Origin of the sequence: Aquitalea sp. USM4 (genome assembly GCF_004328945.1) — a bacterium.
GTDB classification, from domain to species: domain Bacteria; phylum Pseudomonadota; class Gammaproteobacteria; order Burkholderiales; family Chromobacteriaceae; genus Aquitalea; species Aquitalea pelogenes.
Genome location: NZ_CP029539.1, coordinates 668,647 through 683,840, shown reverse-complemented (window position 1 = coordinate 683,840; position 15,194 = coordinate 668,647). Strand labels below are relative to the sequence as shown.

At 59.3% G+C, this 15,194-nt stretch carries 15 protein-coding genes; 13 read left to right on the top strand and 2 right to left on the bottom strand.

Translation table 11 applies throughout. The features are described 5' to 3' along the window. Positions 1–51 precede the first annotated feature (51 nt). The 13 genes from sdhC (at position 52) to DKK66_RS03070 (ending at position 13,808) form a co-directional block, all read left to right on the top strand. Positions 52–426 (top strand): succinate dehydrogenase, cytochrome b556 subunit, encoded by a 375-nt coding sequence (gene sdhC, locus DKK66_RS03130; RefSeq protein WP_045845607.1) that lies wholly within the window; start codon positions 52–54, stop codon positions 424–426. Then, complete coding sequence (sdhD, locus tag DKK66_RS03125; RefSeq protein WP_045845608.1) at positions 420–764, top strand: succinate dehydrogenase, hydrophobic membrane anchor protein; 345 nt, start codon at positions 420–422, stop codon at positions 762–764. The genes sdhC and sdhD overlap by 7 nt, the downstream gene beginning before the upstream one ends. Further along, complete coding sequence (gene sdhA / locus DKK66_RS03120; protein ID WP_045845609.1) at positions 764–2,536, top strand: succinate dehydrogenase flavoprotein subunit; 1,773 nt, start codon at positions 764–766, stop codon at positions 2,534–2,536. The genes sdhD and sdhA overlap by 1 nt, the downstream gene beginning before the upstream one ends. 13 nt (positions 2,537–2,549) lie before the next feature. Next, positions 2,550–3,260, top strand: a complete 711-nt coding sequence (locus DKK66_RS03115; RefSeq protein WP_045845610.1) for a succinate dehydrogenase iron-sulfur subunit — start codon at positions 2,550–2,552, stop codon at positions 3,258–3,260. Further along, positions 3,257–3,505, top strand: coding sequence for a succinate dehydrogenase assembly factor 2 (locus tag DKK66_RS03110; protein ID WP_045845611.1), 249 nt, complete (start codon positions 3,257–3,259; stop codon positions 3,503–3,505). Before DKK66_RS03115 ends, DKK66_RS03110 begins: the two co-directional genes overlap by 4 nt. Positions 3,506–3,566: 61 nt before the next feature. After that, positions 3,567–4,856, top strand: a complete 1,290-nt coding sequence (gltA, locus tag DKK66_RS03105; RefSeq protein ID WP_062790705.1) for a citrate synthase — start codon at positions 3,567–3,569, stop codon at positions 4,854–4,856. A gap of 223 nt (positions 4,857–5,079) precedes the next feature. Beyond that, the gene (locus DKK66_RS03100) at positions 5,080–7,908 is read left to right on the top strand and encodes a 2-oxoglutarate dehydrogenase E1 component (RefSeq protein WP_131355457.1); all 2,829 of its coding nucleotides are present in this window, start codon (positions 5,080–5,082) and stop codon (positions 7,906–7,908) included. Positions 7,909–7,975: 67 nt separating this feature from the next. Beyond that, positions 7,976–9,217 carry a 2-oxoglutarate dehydrogenase complex dihydrolipoyllysine-residue succinyltransferase gene (gene odhB, locus DKK66_RS03095; RefSeq protein WP_045845613.1) on the top strand — a complete coding sequence of 414 codons (1,242 nt, stop codon included), beginning with the start codon at positions 7,976–7,978 and terminating at the stop codon, positions 9,215–9,217. 68 nt (positions 9,218–9,285) lie between these two features. Continuing rightward, positions 9,286–9,474 carry a hypothetical protein gene (locus tag DKK66_RS03090; protein WP_059287349.1) on the top strand — a complete coding sequence of 63 codons (189 nt, stop codon included), beginning with the start codon at positions 9,286–9,288 and terminating at the stop codon, positions 9,472–9,474. Positions 9,475–9,487: 13 nt separating this feature from the next. Beyond that, a complete protein-coding gene (gene lpdA, locus DKK66_RS03085) occupies positions 9,488–10,921 on the top strand; it encodes a dihydrolipoyl dehydrogenase (RefSeq protein WP_131355454.1) in 1,434 nt (477 codons plus the stop codon). A 200-nt stretch (positions 10,922–11,121) separates the two neighbouring features. Beyond that, positions 11,122–12,291, top strand: coding sequence for an ADP-forming succinate--CoA ligase subunit beta (sucC, locus tag DKK66_RS03080; protein WP_045845616.1), 1,170 nt, complete (start codon positions 11,122–11,124; stop codon positions 12,289–12,291). A 27-nt stretch (positions 12,292–12,318) separates the two neighbouring features. Further along, a complete protein-coding gene (sucD, locus tag DKK66_RS03075; protein WP_045845617.1) occupies positions 12,319–13,203 on the top strand; it encodes a succinate--CoA ligase subunit alpha in 885 nt (294 codons plus the stop codon). Between the two features lie 170 nt (positions 13,204–13,373). Next, the gene (locus tag DKK66_RS03070; protein WP_131355451.1) at positions 13,374–13,808 is read left to right on the top strand and encodes a hypothetical protein; all 435 of its coding nucleotides are present in this window, start codon (positions 13,374–13,376) and stop codon (positions 13,806–13,808) included. Between the two features lie 5 nt (positions 13,809–13,813). Here DKK66_RS03070 and DKK66_RS03065 read toward each other — a convergent pair whose 3' ends face one another. Together DKK66_RS03065 and DKK66_RS03060 are read right to left on the bottom strand one after the other, a co-directional pair. Continuing rightward, on the bottom strand, positions 13,814–14,266 hold the full coding sequence (locus tag DKK66_RS03065; RefSeq protein WP_131355448.1) for an LEA type 2 family protein: 453 nt from the start codon (positions 14,264–14,266) through the stop codon (positions 13,814–13,816). Next, positions 14,263–15,153, bottom strand: a complete 891-nt coding sequence (locus DKK66_RS03060) for a LysR family transcriptional regulator (protein ID WP_045845738.1) — start codon at positions 15,151–15,153, stop codon at positions 14,263–14,265. Before DKK66_RS03060 ends, DKK66_RS03065 begins: the two co-directional genes overlap by 4 nt. Positions 15,154–15,194: the final 41 nt, after the last annotated feature.

The following is a 15,194-nucleotide window of genomic DNA, read 5'->3' as shown; positions in this document are numbered from 1 at the left end:
GACAGGGGCCCGGAGATAACCACTTGGTTCAAATACATCCAAGGAAGCCATATGCAGAAGCAACGACCGAAGCACCTGGATCTGGCCACGATCAGACTGCCCATCCCGGGCATCGTCTCGATCTTGCACCGGGTCAGTGGTGTGGCGCTCTTCTTTTCCCTCCCGCTGTTGATCTACCTCCTACATGGTTCGCTCAGTTCAGCAGAGTCCTTTGAAACCTACCGTGCCGTAGTCGCGCACCCGCTGATGAAGATCATCCTCATCGGCTTGCTGTGGGCCTACATGCATCACTTCTGTGCCGGTATCCGTTTCCTGTTCCTGGATATCCATAAGGGTCTGGAACTGCAAACCGCTCGCGCTACCGCCAAGACTGTTGTGGTGGTGAGCCTGGCTCTGACTCTGATTCTGGGAGTAGCACTATGGTAAACCGCTCTGTCATCGGCGCTCACTACGGTTTGCGCGACTGGGTCATGCAGCGCGTGACGGCCACCATCATGGTGATCTATACCGTAGCTCTGGCACTGTTCCTGCTGACCATGCCGTCCAGCTATGCCGGCTGGAAAGACTTCTTCGCGCAAACCTGGGTTCAGGTACTGACCCAGACCACCTTGCTGGCAGTGTTCCTGCACGTATGGGTTGGTATTCGCGATGTGTGGATGGACTACATCAAGCCGACCGGCCTGCGCCTGGCGCTGCATGCCTTCACCATCGTGTGGCTGGTGTCCTGTTTCATCTATTCCGTTAAAGTTGTCTGGGGGCTGTAATGGGCGTACCTGTTCGTCATTTTGATGCAGTAATCGTTGGCGCAGGTGGTGCCGGCATGCGTGCCGCCCTGCAGCTGTCCGAAGCTGGCCTGAAGACTGCCGTTCTGTCCAAGGTATTTCCCACCCGCTCGCATACCGTAGCGGCGCAGGGCGGTGTGTCCGCCTCTCTGGGTAACTCCGAGGAAGATCACTGGACCTGGCACATGTACGACACCGTAAAGGGTTCGGACTGGCTGGGTGACCAGGATGCCATCGAATTCATGTGCCGCGAGGCACCGAAGGTGGTGACCGAGCTGGAACACTACGGCATGCCGTTCGACCGTAACGCTGATGGCACCATCTACCAGCGTCCGTTCGGCGGTCACATGTCCAACTTCGGTGAAAAGCCGGTGCGTCGCGCCTGTGCTGCCGCCGACCGTACCGGCCATGCCATGCTGCACGCGCTGTACCAGCGCAATGTGCGTGCCAATACCCACTTCTTTGTGGAATGGATGGCACTGGACCTGATTCGCGATGCCGACGGCAATGTGCAAGGCGTTGTTGCCATGGAAATGGAAACCTCGGAAATCGTGGTGTTCCAGGCCAAGGCCACCCTGTTTGCTACTGGCGGCGCCGGTCGTATCTATGCTTCTTCCACCAATGCCTTCATCAACACCGGTGATGGTCTGGGCATGGCCGCACGTGCCGGCATCCCGCTGGAAGACATGGAATTCTGGCAATTCCACCCCACTGGCGTTGCCGGTGCCGGTGTACTGATTACCGAAGGTGTCCGTGGCGAAGGCGGTATCCTGCGCAACAGCGCGGGCGAACGCTTCATGGAACGCTATGCACCGAATGCCAAGGATCTGGCTTCGCGTGACGTGGTGTCCCGTGCCATGGTGACCGAGATCAACGAAGGCCGTGGTTGTGGCCCGAACAAGGATCACGTGCTGCTGGATATCACTCACCTCGACCCCGACGTGATCATGTCCAAGCTGCCGGGCATCCGTGAAATTTCCATCAAGTTTGCCGGTGTGGACCCGATCAAGGCCCCGATTCCGGTAGTGCCGACCTGTCACTACCAGATGGGTGGCATCCCCACCAACTACCACGGCGAAGTGGTGGTGGAAGGCAAACCGGTACACGGCTTCTACGCTGCCGGCGAATGCGCTTGCGCTTCGGTGCACGGTGCCAACCGCCTGGGTACCAACTCCCTGCTCGACCTGCTGGTATTCGGCAAGAGCTCGGCCAACTCGATGATCGACTTCATCAAGCAACAGCCGCTGGAACTGCCGCAACTGGCTACTGCCGACGTAGAACGTTCGGTTGCCCGTGTAGAGCGCCTGAACAAGCAGACCAACGGTGTGGCCGTCAACGATGCCCGTACCGCCATGCAGCGTACCATGCAGGCACACTGCGGCGTGTTCCGTTTCAAGGACATGCTGGCACAAGGCGTTGAGAAGATTCTGGAAGTGGAAAAGATGGTTCAACAGACCGAAATTTCCGACAAATCCAGCGTGTTCAACATGGCCCGCATCGAGGCACTGGAGCTGGAAAACCTGATCGAAGTGGCCAAGGCCACCATGATCTCGGCCAATGCCCGTACCGAATCGCGCGGCGCACACGTGCGTGACGATGCACCGGATACACCGGAAACCCCGAACGGCCGTGACGATGCCAACTGGCTGAAGCACACCCTGTGGAGCCGCGAAGGCAACCGTCTGGAATACAAGCCGGTGAACCTGCAGCCGCTGACTGTCGACACCATTGCTCTGAAGACACGTTCCTACTAAGGGCTTGAACAAGATGACTACAGAAACCGTCAAATTCCGCATCTACCGTTACGATCCGGACAAGGATGCCAAGCCCTACATGCAGGACATCAGCGTGGAGCTGGATTCCACCGACCGCAAGTTGCTGGATGCGCTGACCAAGCTGAAGGTGAAGGACGACACCATCACCTTCCGTCGTTCCTGCCGCGAGGGTGTGTGTGGCTCTGACGCCATGAACATCAACGGCAAGAACGGTCTGGCCTGTCTGACCGATTTCCGCGATCTGAAACAGCCGATCGAGCTGCGTCCGCTGCCGGGCCTGCCGGTGGTGCGCGACCTGATCGTCGACATGACCCAGTTCTTCAAGCAATACCACTCGATCAAGCCGTACGTGATCAACGACACGCCGCCGCCGGAACGCGAGCGCCTGCAAAGCCCGGAAGACCGTGAAGAACTCAACGGCCTGTACGAGTGCATTCTGTGCGCCTGCTGCTCCACCAGCTGCCCGTCGTTCTGGTGGAACCCGGACAAATTCGTTGGCCCGGCCGGCCTGCTCGCAGCCTATCGTTTCATTGCCGATACCCGCGACACCGCTATCAACGAACGTCTGGACAACCTGGAAGATCCGTACCGTCTGTTCCGTTGCCACACCATCATGAACTGTGTCGATGTTTGCCCCAAGGGCCTGAACCCCACCAAGGCAATCGGCAAGATCAAAGACCTGATGGTCAAGCGTGCAGTATGACCGCTTACGATCCGATTGAACTCAAGCGGATCCGTTGGCGGTCCCGCCGGGGCTTGCTGGAGCTGGATCTGGTGCTGGAGCGGTTTTTTGCCCAGCGCTTCGATTCACTCTCCCCGGCGGAGATCGACGCCTACAAGCGTATTCTCGATTTGCCCGACACCGACTTCCTGGATGTGGTGAACGGCAAGGCTGACCTGGACGATCCGGAAGAAGCCGCCATCATCGAGATCCTGCGCTCTGTTTGAGTTGCAGGCTGCAGGGCCCAAAAACGATTACAACACCACAAAACTGACTGGGAGTATTGCTGTGGAAACTAACCGCAAAGTGACGCTCGCTTACAACGAGGGCAAGGACACACTGGAGATGCCGGTACTGTCCGGCACCCTGGGTCCGGATGTCGTCGATATCCGTGCCTTCTCCAAGACCGGCATGTTCACCTTTGACCCGGGCTTCCTGGCCACCGCCAGCTGTGAGTCCGCCATCACCTTCATCGACGGTGATCTGGGTCAGCTCTACTACCGCGGCTATCCGATCGAGCAGCTGGCTGAAAAGAGCGACTATCTGGAAGTGTGCTACCTGCTGCTGAACGGCGACCTGCCGACCGCAGCCCAGCGCAAGGAATTCGAACGTGGCGTGATGCGCCACAACATGCTGCACGACCAGCTGATGAGCCTGTTCAAGGGCTTCCGTCGTGACGCACACCCGATGGCCGTGATGGTGGGTGTGGTTGGCGCGCTGTCCGCCTTCTACCACGACTCGCTGGACATCACCAATCCGGAACACCGTCGCATCTCTGCCCACCGTCTGGTGGCCAAGCTGCCGACCATCGCCGCCCAAGCCTACCGCTACAACAAGGGCCTGCCGTTCTCCTACCCGAAAAACGGCCTGACCTATGCGGAAAACTTCCTGCACATGATGTTCTCCACCCCGTGTGAAGAGTACAAGGTGAACCCGGTTCTGGCCCGTGCGCTGGACCGCATCTTCACCCTGCACGCCGACCACGAGCAGAACGCTTCCACCTCCACCGTGCGTCTGGCTGGTTCCTCCGGTGCCAACCCGTTCGCATGTATCGCTGCCGGTATCGCCTGCCTGTGGGGCCCGTCCCACGGTGGCGCCAACGAAGCCGTGCTGAAAATGCTGGACGAAATCGGCAGCGTGGACAACGTGGCCGACTTCATGCAAGGCGTGAAGGACAAGCGCTACAAGCTGATGGGCTTTGGCCACCGCGTGTACAAGAACATGGACCCGCGCGCCGCCATCATGAAGCAGACCTGCGACGAAGTGCTGAACGAACTGGGCCTGCACAACGATCCGAAGTTCAAGCTGGCCATGGCTCTGGAAAAGATCGCCCTGGAAGACCCGTACTTCATCGAGCGCAAGCTGTACCCGAACGTCGACTTCTACTCCGGCATCGTACTGTCTGCCATCGGCATTCCGGTTTCGATGTTCACCCCGATCTTCGCCCTGGCACGTACCGTGGGCTGGATCGCGCACTGGAGCGAGATGATCGCCGACCCGGCCATGAAGATCGGCCGTCCGCGTCAGCTGTACACCGGCGCACCGCGCCGCGACATTGTCGATATCGACAAGCGCTAATCAGGCAGTGACGAGTTGGCCGGACACGTTTCGGCCAACTTTTTACCTTGTCTTACAGAATACAGTCAGCAGTTTAACGACAGACGCCGATAGAGCGCTGCGGAAAAAACGGAGACGGATTTGCCCTGCCAAAGCCCCTCTTGCGTCTTTTCCACAACGCTTTCTCCACGCAGCAATGTAGCCAAACGTAGACACGTACGTAGATAAAACAAAGGGTCGAATAATGATGCAATCCATGTACAGTCATTCCTACCTGTTCGGTGGGAATGCACCGTTCATCGAGGAACTGTACGAACAGTACCTCGCTGATGCGAATTCGGTTCCGGCCGAATGGCGCGACTACTTCGACAAGCTGGCACAGGCACCGGGTGCCGCCGAGCGCGATGTACCGCACATGCCCATCCAGGAATCCTTCATTCAACTGGCCAAGAAACCGGCCAGCGGCCCGCGCAACACTACTGGCGGCGAATGGGAAACCATGCAGAAGCAAGTGGGCGTGCTGAAGTTGATTTCGGCCTACCGCGTACTGGGTTCCCGTCAGGCAAATCTCGACCCGCTCAAGCGTATGGACCAGGCTACCCTGCAAGAGCTGGATCCGCACAAGCACGGCCTGACCGATGCCGACATGGCGGTACAGTTCAATGTGGGTTCGCTGGTGGCACCGCAAAAGCTGCCGCTGTCCGATATCCTGTCGCGTCTGAAACAGACCTACTGCGGCAATATCGGTCTGGAATTCATGCACATCACCAAGTCGGACGAAAAGCACTGGGTACAGAAACGCTTTGAAGGCGATCTGTCCACCCCGCGCTACGATGCCGCCAAGAAAATGCGCATCCTCAAGCAGATCACCGCGGCCGAGACCCTGGAACGCTATCTGCATACCAAATACGTTGGCCAGAAACGCTTCTCGCTGGAAGGTGGCGAATCCACCATTGCTGCGCTGGACCACCTGATCCACAACGCCACTGCGGTTGGCGTGCAGGAGCTGATCATCGGCATGGCCCACCGTGGCCGTCTGAACGTGCTGGTGAACACCCTGGGTAAGCTGCCGCGTGACCTGTTTGCCGAATTTGAAGGCAAGGCCGCCCAGCAAATGGCCTCCGGCGACGTGAAGTACCACATGGGCTTCTCCTCCGACATCCCCACTGCCAGTGGTCCGATGCATGTGTCGCTGGCGTTCAACCCGTCGCACCTGGAAATCGTCAACCCGGTGGTGGAAGGCTCGGTACGCGCCCGTCAGGACCGCCGCAAGGACAGCGAGCGCAAGTGCGCCGTGCCGGTACTGATTCACGGTGACTCTGCCTTTGGCGGCCTGGGTGTCAACCAGGGTACGTTCAACCTGTCGCAAACCCGCGGCTACGGTACCGGTGGCACCATCCACATCGTGATCAACAACCAGGTAGGTTTCACCACCTCGGACACGCGCGACATGCGTTCCACCCTGTACTGTACCGACGTGGCCAAGATGGTTGAAGCGCCGATTTTCCACGTCAACGGTGATGATCCGGAAGCCGTCTGCTACGTGATGCAGGCTGCGCTGGACTACCGCATGCAGTTCAACAAGGACGTGGTCATCGATCTGGTCTGCTACCGCAAACTGGGTCACAACGAAGGTGATGATCCCTTCCTGACCCAGCCGATGATGTACAAGAAGATTGCCAAGCATCAGGGCGTACGCGCCATGTATGCCGAGCGTCTGGTACAGGAAGGCGTGCTGAAGGCAGAAGAGGCCGAAGCACTGATCCAGGCCTACCGCGATGCGCTGGACAAGGGCGAGCACGTGGAACAGACCGCGCTCACCAACTACAAGCGCGAACATGCCCTGGACTGGAGCCAGTACATGGGCACCCACTGGGCACACCCGACCGACACTTCGCTGCCGCGCGCCGACATCCAGCGCCTGACCGAGAAGTTCACCACCCTGCCGGAAGGCTTCAAGCTGCACCCCACCGTGCAAAAGGTGCTGGCTGCACGCAAGGCCATGGCCGCCGGTGAACAGAATGCCGACTGGGGCATGGCCGAGACCCTGGCCTATGCAAGTCTGGTGACCAATGGCTTCGGTGTCCGCCTGTCCGGTGAAGACTCCGGCCGTGGTACCTTCTCCCACCGTCACGCCGTGCTGCACGACCAGAACCGCGAACGCTGGGACCAGGGCTCCTACGTGCCGCTGCGCAATATGTCCGACAACCAGGCCGAATTCCTGGTGATCGACTCCATCCTGAACGAAGAAGCGGTACTGGCCTACGAATACGGCTATGCCTGCTCCGCACCGGATCAGCTGGTGATCTGGGAAGCCCAGTTCGGCGACTTCGCCAACGGCGCCCAGGTGGCGATTGACCAGTTCATTTCCTCCGGCGAAACCAAGTGGGGCCGTCTGTGCGGCCTGACCACCATCCTGCCGCACGGCTACGATGGCCAGGGTCCGGAACACTCCTCCGCCCGTCTGGAACGCTGGCTGCAACTGTGCGCCGAGCACAATATGCAGATCGTGATGCCGTCCGAAGCCAGCCAGATGTTCCACATGCTGCGCCGTCAGGTGCTGCGTCCGTACCGTAAGCCGCTGGTGATCTTCCTGTCCAAGCGCCTGCTGCGTTTCAAGGACTCCATGAGCCCGATCGAAGACTTCACCAACGGCAGTTTCCGTCCGGTGATCGGCGATGCCGTGGTGCAGGATCCGAAGAAAGTGAAGCGCGTGGTGCTGTGTGCCGGTCAGGTGTATTACGACCTGGCTGCCGGCCGCAAGGAAAAGGGCCTGGAAGACGAAATCGCCATCGTGCGCATCGAGCAGTTGTATCCCTTCCCGACCGAGCAGGTAGCCGCCGAGCTGGCACGCTTCCCGCAAGCCAAGGAAGTGATGTGGGTGCAGGAAGAGCCGCGTAACCAGGGTGCCTGGTACCAGATCCGCCATCGCCTGGAAGGTCTGTTGATCGGCAAGCAGTTCTTGTCGTTCGCTGGTCGTCCGTCTTCTGCTTCGCCGGCCGTAGGCTACATGAGCAAGCACGTTGCCCAGCTCAAGTCCTTCGTCGAAGAAGCCATGACGATTGCCAAGTAAGTACACGCCAACACAACGATTACACTGACGGGGGCGGCAGGATGACCGCCCCGCTCTGGAGAAGAACATGATTATTGAAGTCAAAGTCCCCCAACTGCCCGAGTCCGTTTCCGAAGCCACGCTGATGACTTGGCACAAGAAAGCTGGCGATTTCGTCAATCGCGACGAAAACGTCATCGACCTGGAAACCGACAAGGTTGTGCTGGAACTGCCGGCACCGCAGGCTGGCGTGATTGTTGAAATCATCGAACAGGACGGCGCTACCGTGGTTTCCGGTCAGCTGATCGCCCGCATCGACACCGCCGCCAAGGCTGGCGATGCCCCGGCTGCCGTTGCGGCGGCCCCGGCTGCTGCCGCTCCGGCTCCGGTACAGGCTGCTCCGGCTGCTGCACCGGGTGGCGCTGCCATGCCGTCCGCTGCCAAGCTGGCTGCCGAAACCGGCGTGAACCTGGCCAACGTGACCGGCACCGGCCGTGATGGTCGTGTCCTGAAAGAAGACGTACAGGCTGCTGCCGCTGCTCCGTCGCAAGCCGGTCCGGTACTGGCTTCCGCCGGTGTTGCCTTGTCCGCTACCCCGGCTGCCGTGAACGTGGCTGCCGTACTGGGCGACCGTCCGGAACAGAGCGTGCCGATGTCCCGCCTGCGTCAGCGCGTGGCCGAGCGTCTGGTAATGAGCCAGCAGACCAACGCCATCCTCACCACCTTCAACGAAGTGAACATGAAGCCGGTGATGGACCTGCGTGCCCGTTACAAGGACCGCTTCGAGAAAGAACACGGTGTGAAGCTGGGCTTCATGGGCTTCTTCGTCAAGGCCGTGGTTGCCGCGCTGAAGAAATACCCCATCGTCAATGCTTCCGTTGATGGCAACAACATCATCTATCACGGTTACTTCGACATCGGCGTGGCCGTTGGCAGCCCGCGTGGCCTGGTGGTTCCGGTCATCCGCAATGCCGACCAGCTGAGCCTGGCCGAGATCGAAAAGCAGATCGCCGACTTCGGCAAGCGCGCCCAGGAAGGCAAGCTGACCGTGGAAGAACTGACCGGTGGCACCTACACCATCTCCAACGGCGGTACTTTCGGTTCCATGATGTCCACCCCCATCATCAACCCGCCGCAATCCGCCATTCTGGGCATGCACGCCACCAAGGAGCGCGCAGTGGTTGAGAATGGTCAAGTTGTCGTGCGCCCGATGATGTACCTTGCCCAGTCGTACGACCACCGCATCATCGATGGTCGCGAAGCGGTACTGAGCCTGGTGGCCATCAAGGATGCCATTGAAGATCCGGCCCGCCTGATCCTGGACCTGTAATACCGGGTCTGTAATGTCTGTTGGCCGCAAGCTCGCTTGCGGCCACTTTGAATAATGTGAACGGAGAAATGATGATTTTGCCTGACTGGCTGTATGCGGTAGCTTCCATCCTGGCTGGGGTCGCCATTGCGGTACTGACCTGGAAGAAGCAGCAACGCGGTATCCGCGAAGACCGTTACACCCTGGTGGGCAAGCTCATCATTGCCGTGTTCATGATTGCTTTCGGGATCTTGCTGTTCAAGGTCGGTAAATCCTGATCAAGGAAAATCAATGAGCCAACAGTTTGATGTAGTTGTAATCGGTGGCGGCCCTGGCGGTTATGTGGCTGCCATTCGTGCTGCCCAGCTGGGTTTCAATACCGCTTGCGTCGATGCATTCAAAAACCCGGAAGGCAAGCCTTCGCTGGGTGGTACCTGCCTGAACGTGGGTTGCATCCCGTCCAAGGCGCTGCTGCAATCCTCGGAAAACTTCCACGCTGTACAGCACGACTTTGCCAAGCACGGCATCACCGTGTCCGGTGCCAAGATGGACGTGGCTGCCATGCTGGAACGCAAGACCGGCATCATCACCAAAAACGCCGCTGGTATCAGCTTCCTGTTCAAGAAGAACAAGGTTGCCAACATCCACGGTCTGGCCGCTCTCAAGGGCCGTCAGGGCGACAAGTGGCTGATCGAAGTCACCGACAACGGCGCAGTGGTTGATACGCTGGAAGCCACCAACGTCATCATCGCCACCGGTTCCAGCCCGCGTCAGCTGCCGGGCCTGGCCACCGACAACCATATGGTGCTGGACAACGAAGGTGCTCTGGCGCTGACCGCCGTACCGAAACGCCTGGGCGTGATCGGTGCCGGTGTGATCGGTCTGGAAATGGGTAGCGTGTGGAAGCGTCTGGGCGCGGAAGTGACCATTCTGGAAGCCGCACCGACCTTCCTGGCCGCTGCCGACCAGCAAATCGCCAAGGAAGCCTTCAAGACCCTGACCAAGGACACCGGTCTGGACATCAAGCTGGGCGTGAAGATTGGCGAAATCAAGGCCACCAAGAAGCACGTTACCGTCAACTACGAGCTGAACGGCGAAGCCGTGGCTGCCGAGTTTGACAAGCTGATCGTTTCCATCGGCCGCGTGCCGAACACCGCCGGTCTGGGTGCCGAGGCCGTTGGCCTGCAACTGGACGAGCGTGGCTTTGTTGCCGTGGACGACCACTGCCACACCAATCTGCCGGGCATCTGGGCCATTGGCGACGTGGTGCGCGGCCCGATGCTGGCCCACAAGGCTTCCGAAGAAGGCGTTGCCGTGGCAGAACGCATTGCCGGCCAGAAGCCGCATGTCGATTTCGGCGTGATTCCGTGGGTGATTTACACCTCGCCGGAAATCGCCTGGGTAGGCAAGACCGAAGAGCAGCTCAAGGCTGAAGGCATCGAATACAAGAAGGGTACTTCCGGTTTCGCTGCCAACGGTCGTGCACTGGGTCTGGGTCAGGCACAAGGCACGGTGAAGATCCTGGCCGATGCCAAGACCGACCGCATCCTGGGCCTGCACATGATCGGCCCGATGGTGTCCGAGCTGGTGACCGAAGGCGTGGTGTCGATGGAATTCAAGGCCGCCAGCGAAGACCTGGCCCGCATTGTCCACGCACACCCCAGCCTGTCGGAAGTGGTACACGAAGCTGCACTGGCTGCTGACAAGCGCGCATTGCACGGCTAAGTGCTGCGGGGCCGTGTACAATGACACGGCCCCATGAATCTGCCCGGTAACTGTCGGGCAGATTTGCAAAGAGGGTATGGGAGCAGGGGCTGCCGCGAGAACAGTTCCGCCCCGATACATTAGGGTTGAGGAAGCGACCAAGGAATAGAGACGTTGGCCAGACAGGGCCCGCCATCATTTCCACCGAAAGGAAACCATAGATGAACCTGCACGAATACCAAGCGAAAGAGCTGCTGGCCAAATACGGCTTGCCGGTACAAAAGGGCATTCTGGCCACCACGCCGGAAGAAGCCGCTGCCGCTTATGACCAACTGGGCGGCAAGTTTGCCGTCGTCAAGGCCCAGGTGCATGCCGGTGGCCGTGGCAAGGCCGGTGGTGTCAAAGTGGTCAAGACCCGCGAAGAAGCCGCTGAAGTCGCCAAGAGCCTGATCGGCACCAACCTGGTGACCTATCAGACCGACGCAGCCGGCCAGCCGGTCAACAGCGTATTGGTATGCGAAGACATGTACCCGGTACAGCGCGAACTGTACCTGGGCGCCGTAGTGGACCGTGGCAGCCAGCGCGTTGTGTTCATGGTGTCCACCGAAGGCGGCGTGGAAATCGAAAAAGTAGCCGAAGAAACCCCGGAAAAGATCATCAAGATCGAAATCAACCCGCTGGTCGGCATGCAGCCGTTCCAGGCGCGTGATGCCGCGTTTGCCCTGGGTCTGTCCGGTTCGCAAATCGCTGCCTTCAGCAAGCTGATGCTGGGCGCTTACCAGGCTTTCGTGGAAAACGACTTCGCCCTGTTCGAAGTAAACCCGCTGGCACTGCGTGAAAACGGCGAACTGGCCTGCGTTGATGGCAAGATCAACCTGGACTCCAACGCCCTGTACCGTCACCCGGCCCTGCTGGCCCAGCGCGACAAGTCGCAGGAAAACGAACGCGAAGTGAAAGCTTCCGAATTCGACCTGAACTACGTGGCCCTGGAAGGCAATATCGGCTGCATGGTGAACGGCGCTGGCCTGGCCATGGCCACCATGGACATCATCAAGCTGAAGGGTGGCCAGCCGGCCAACTTCCTGGACGTGGGTGGTGGTGCCACCAAGGACCGCGTGATCGAAGCCTTCAAGCTGATCCTGGCCGATGATTCGGTCAAGGGCGTGCTGATCAACATCTTCGGCGGCATTGTACGTTGCGACATGATTGCCGAAGCCATCATCGCCGCGGTGAAGGAAGTGAACGTGACCGTGCCGGTTGTTGTGCGCCTGGAAGGCAACAACGCCGAGCTGGGCGCCAAGATTCTGGACGAATCCGGCCTGAAGCTGGTTTCCGCCCAGGGCCTGAACGACGCAGCCGAGAAGATCGTCGCTGCCGTTGCTGCGCTTTAATCACCTGCACCGCATAAGGATTTCAAAATGAGCGTATTGGTAAACAAAGACACCAAAGTGCTGGTGCAAGGTTTCACCGGCAAGAATGGTACCTTCCACGCCGAACAGGCGCTGAAGGTTGGCACCAAGGTTGTGGGTGGCGTTACCCCGGGCAAGGGCGGTTCCGAGCATCTGGGCCTGCCGGTGTTCAACACCATGAAGGATGCCGTGCGTCAAACCCAGGCTGATGCCTCGGTCATCTACGTACCGGCAGCTTTTGCCAAGGATTCCATCCTGGAAGCCATCGACAGCGGCGTGAAGCTGATTGTCTGCATCACCGAAGGCGTGCCCACCCTGGACATGCTGTACGTGAAAAAAGCCGTGGACGAAGCCGGCATCCGCCTGATCGGCCCGAACTGCCCGGGTATCATCACCCCGGGTGAGTGCAAGATCGGCATCATGCCGTGGCATATCCACAATCCGGGCCGCATCGGTATCGTGTCCCGTTCCGGCACCCTGACCTACGAAGCCGTGGCACAAACCACCGCCCTGGGTCTGGGTCAGTCCACCTGCATCGGTATCGGCGGCGACCCGATCCCGGGTACCAGCCACATCGACGCCCTGAAGCTGTTCCAGGACGATCCGGATACCGACGCCATCGTGATGATCGGTGAAATCGGTGGTACCGCCGAAGAAGAAGCGGCTGAATTCGCCAAGGCCTACGTGACCAAGCCGGTAGTCGGCTACATCGCCGGTGTGACTGCTCCCAAGGGCAAGCGCATGGGCCACGCCGGTGCCATCATCTCTGGCGGCAAGGGTACTGCCGAAGAGAAGTTCAAGGCCTTCGAAAAGGCTGGCATCGCCTACACCCGCAGCCCGGCCGAAATCGGCAAGACCATGTTCGAACTGCTGAAGTCCAAGGGCATGATCTGATCGCAGGTTTCACTTGCTGCAGCAAAAACGCCACCTTCGGGTGGCGTTTTTTTTATGGTCAGTCAGCGATGGTCGCATGACTGCCCGGCGGCGGCTGTTTATGGTAGAACTGCAAGGTCGCCGGTTGGTCCGAAAACACTGACGACAGCTGAATGAGAAGAGGTAAAACCATGCGCTACTGGCTTTGTCTGCTGGTGCTTGCCACCAGCGCCTGCAGCAGTTTCCCCACCCGCGAGGGGTATGCACAGAAGGTGTATTACTGGCAGGGCAAGGATGCCAATACCTTGTTGGCGCAATGGGGTGCACCCAGCAAGAGCATGACCATGCCCAATGGCAACACGCTGTATACCTACAGCAAGTCCTATACTCAGCAGCAGCCGTATTTTGACAACCGCCGCTTCGAGCCGGGCAGCCGCTTCACGGTGACGGAAAACGGCCAGAGCCGGGTGATCGAAACGCCGGGGCGCTGGGTTTACGATGGCAGCATCGGTGGCGGCGTCATGCACTACAGCTGTACCACCAATTTCGTGGTGAATGCCCAGACTCAGCTGATCGAATCTGTCAGCTTTGACGGCAACGACTGCGTGGCCACCCCCCGGCAGTAATTTGCCTATGGCAGCTTCCATTCCCCGTTACTGCTGAACGGCAGGCTGGCGATGCCTTGCAAGTCCTCCAGCCGGCCTTGCAGCTGGTAGTCCAGCTTGCCATCACCCTGCAATGCCTTGCCCAGCTGCTTCAGCCAGCTGCCCAGCGAGGTATGCACCCTGACCTTGATTTCGCTTTCCCCCAGCGCGGCCACATTGATGGCCTGATTGCTTACCCCGTTGGCCATGTGCTGGCCGGCTACGCTCAGGTCAAAACTGAGCCCGCCGGCACGCAATGGCACGCTGTTGGGGTTCTGCAAACGCAGGGTAAGGTCGAAATTCTGCTCCAGCAGGGTAGATGCCGCCGGGCGGATATCCACCAGGCTGACTTGTGGTTTTTTCAGTCCAAAGGTGCCGCAGCCTGTCAGCCACAGGCAAAGCAACAGGGTGAGCAGTCCTGCCAGTCCATGGTGTTTCATTGCAATCCTCCCAGTACATCCTGCGTGACGGCGATCCAGGCGCGGGCCGCATGGGACAGATAGCCGCCTTGCTGCCAGATCAAGGCCAGATGCCAGATCAGCCAGGGGTTGGAAACCGGAATCACGTCGTATTCCTTCCGGTCCAGCCGTTCTACCACCGAACGGGGCAGCAGGGTGACACCCAGTCGTGCATTCACCAGTTCGACAATGAAATCCCAGTGTGCGCTGCGCCCGACAATGTTCAGCGGCTTGCCCATTTCACGGAAGGCGTGGCTGATGCGGCTGGACAGGGTGAAGTCTTCCGGGTACAGCACAAAGTTCTGATCGGCAATTTCCGGCAGCGTAATGGACGAGCGTCCATGCCATGGCGAACCGGCCGGTGCAATCAGGCACAGCGGGTCGCGCACCACGGCAAATTGCTGAAAGAAACTGTTGTCCACCGGCAGTACGGCAACGCCGATTTCCAGTTCACCACTGCGCACGCTGTTTTCAATGGCCAGTGCACCGTCTTCCACCATCTTCAGCTCGATGCCAGGGTAGCGTTCGCGAAAGGCACCCACTACCGGGGCGAAAAACGCCACCCCTACCATGGGCGGCAGACCAACCACCAGTTCACCGCGGGTGAGGCCGGCCAGATCATTCAGTTCGTTCTTCAGCTGGTTCATGGCGGACAGCACATCCATGCCGCGCTCGAACGCCACCTTGCCGGCATCACTCAGCCGGAAGCTGCGGCCTTCCCGGATGATCAGCGGCGTGCCCAGTTCTTCTTCCAGCTGCTTCACCATTTTGCTGATGGTGGGCTGGGTGACAAACAGTGCATCGGCAGCCTTGGTAAAGCTGTGACGTTTCACCACTTCCACAAAGTAACGCAAGGCACGAATGTCCATGATCAATTCCATTTAAGAATGAGTCAGATAATTTTAATTCA

Bases quoted from the DNA above. Each gene is read 5' to 3' on its own strand.
- sdhC (WP_045845607.1), top strand. From the start codon at position 52: ATGCAGAAGCAACGACCGAAGCACCTGGATCTGGCCACGATCAGACTG.
- sdhD (WP_045845608.1), top strand. From the start codon at position 420: ATGGTAAACCGCTCTGTCATCGGCGCTCACTACGGTTTGCGCGACTGG.
- sdhA (WP_045845609.1), top strand. From the start codon at position 764: ATGGGCGTACCTGTTCGTCATTTTGATGCAGTAATCGTTGGCGCAGGT.
- DKK66_RS03115 (WP_045845610.1), top strand. From the start codon at position 2,550: ATGACTACAGAAACCGTCAAATTCCGCATCTACCGTTACGATCCGGAC.
- DKK66_RS03110 (WP_045845611.1), top strand. From the start codon at position 3,257: ATGACCGCTTACGATCCGATTGAACTCAAGCGGATCCGTTGGCGGTCC.
- DKK66_RS03100 (WP_131355457.1), top strand. From the start codon at position 5,080: ATGATGCAATCCATGTACAGTCATTCCTACCTGTTCGGTGGGAATGCA.
- odhB (WP_045845613.1), top strand. From the start codon at position 7,976: ATGATTATTGAAGTCAAAGTCCCCCAACTGCCCGAGTCCGTTTCCGAA.
- DKK66_RS03090 (WP_059287349.1), top strand. From the start codon at position 9,286: ATGATGATTTTGCCTGACTGGCTGTATGCGGTAGCTTCCATCCTGGCT.
- lpdA (WP_131355454.1), top strand. From the start codon at position 9,488: ATGAGCCAACAGTTTGATGTAGTTGTAATCGGTGGCGGCCCTGGCGGT.
- sucC (WP_045845616.1), top strand. From the start codon at position 11,122: ATGAACCTGCACGAATACCAAGCGAAAGAGCTGCTGGCCAAATACGGC.
- sucD (WP_045845617.1), top strand. From the start codon at position 12,319: ATGAGCGTATTGGTAAACAAAGACACCAAAGTGCTGGTGCAAGGTTTC.
- DKK66_RS03070 (WP_131355451.1), top strand. From the start codon at position 13,374: ATGCGCTACTGGCTTTGTCTGCTGGTGCTTGCCACCAGCGCCTGCAGC.
- DKK66_RS03065 (WP_131355448.1), bottom strand. From the start codon at position 14,266: ATGAAACACCATGGACTGGCAGGACTGCTCACCCTGTTGCTTTGCCTG.
- DKK66_RS03060 (WP_045845738.1), bottom strand. From the start codon at position 15,153: ATGGACATTCGTGCCTTGCGTTACTTTGTGGAAGTGGTGAAACGTCAC.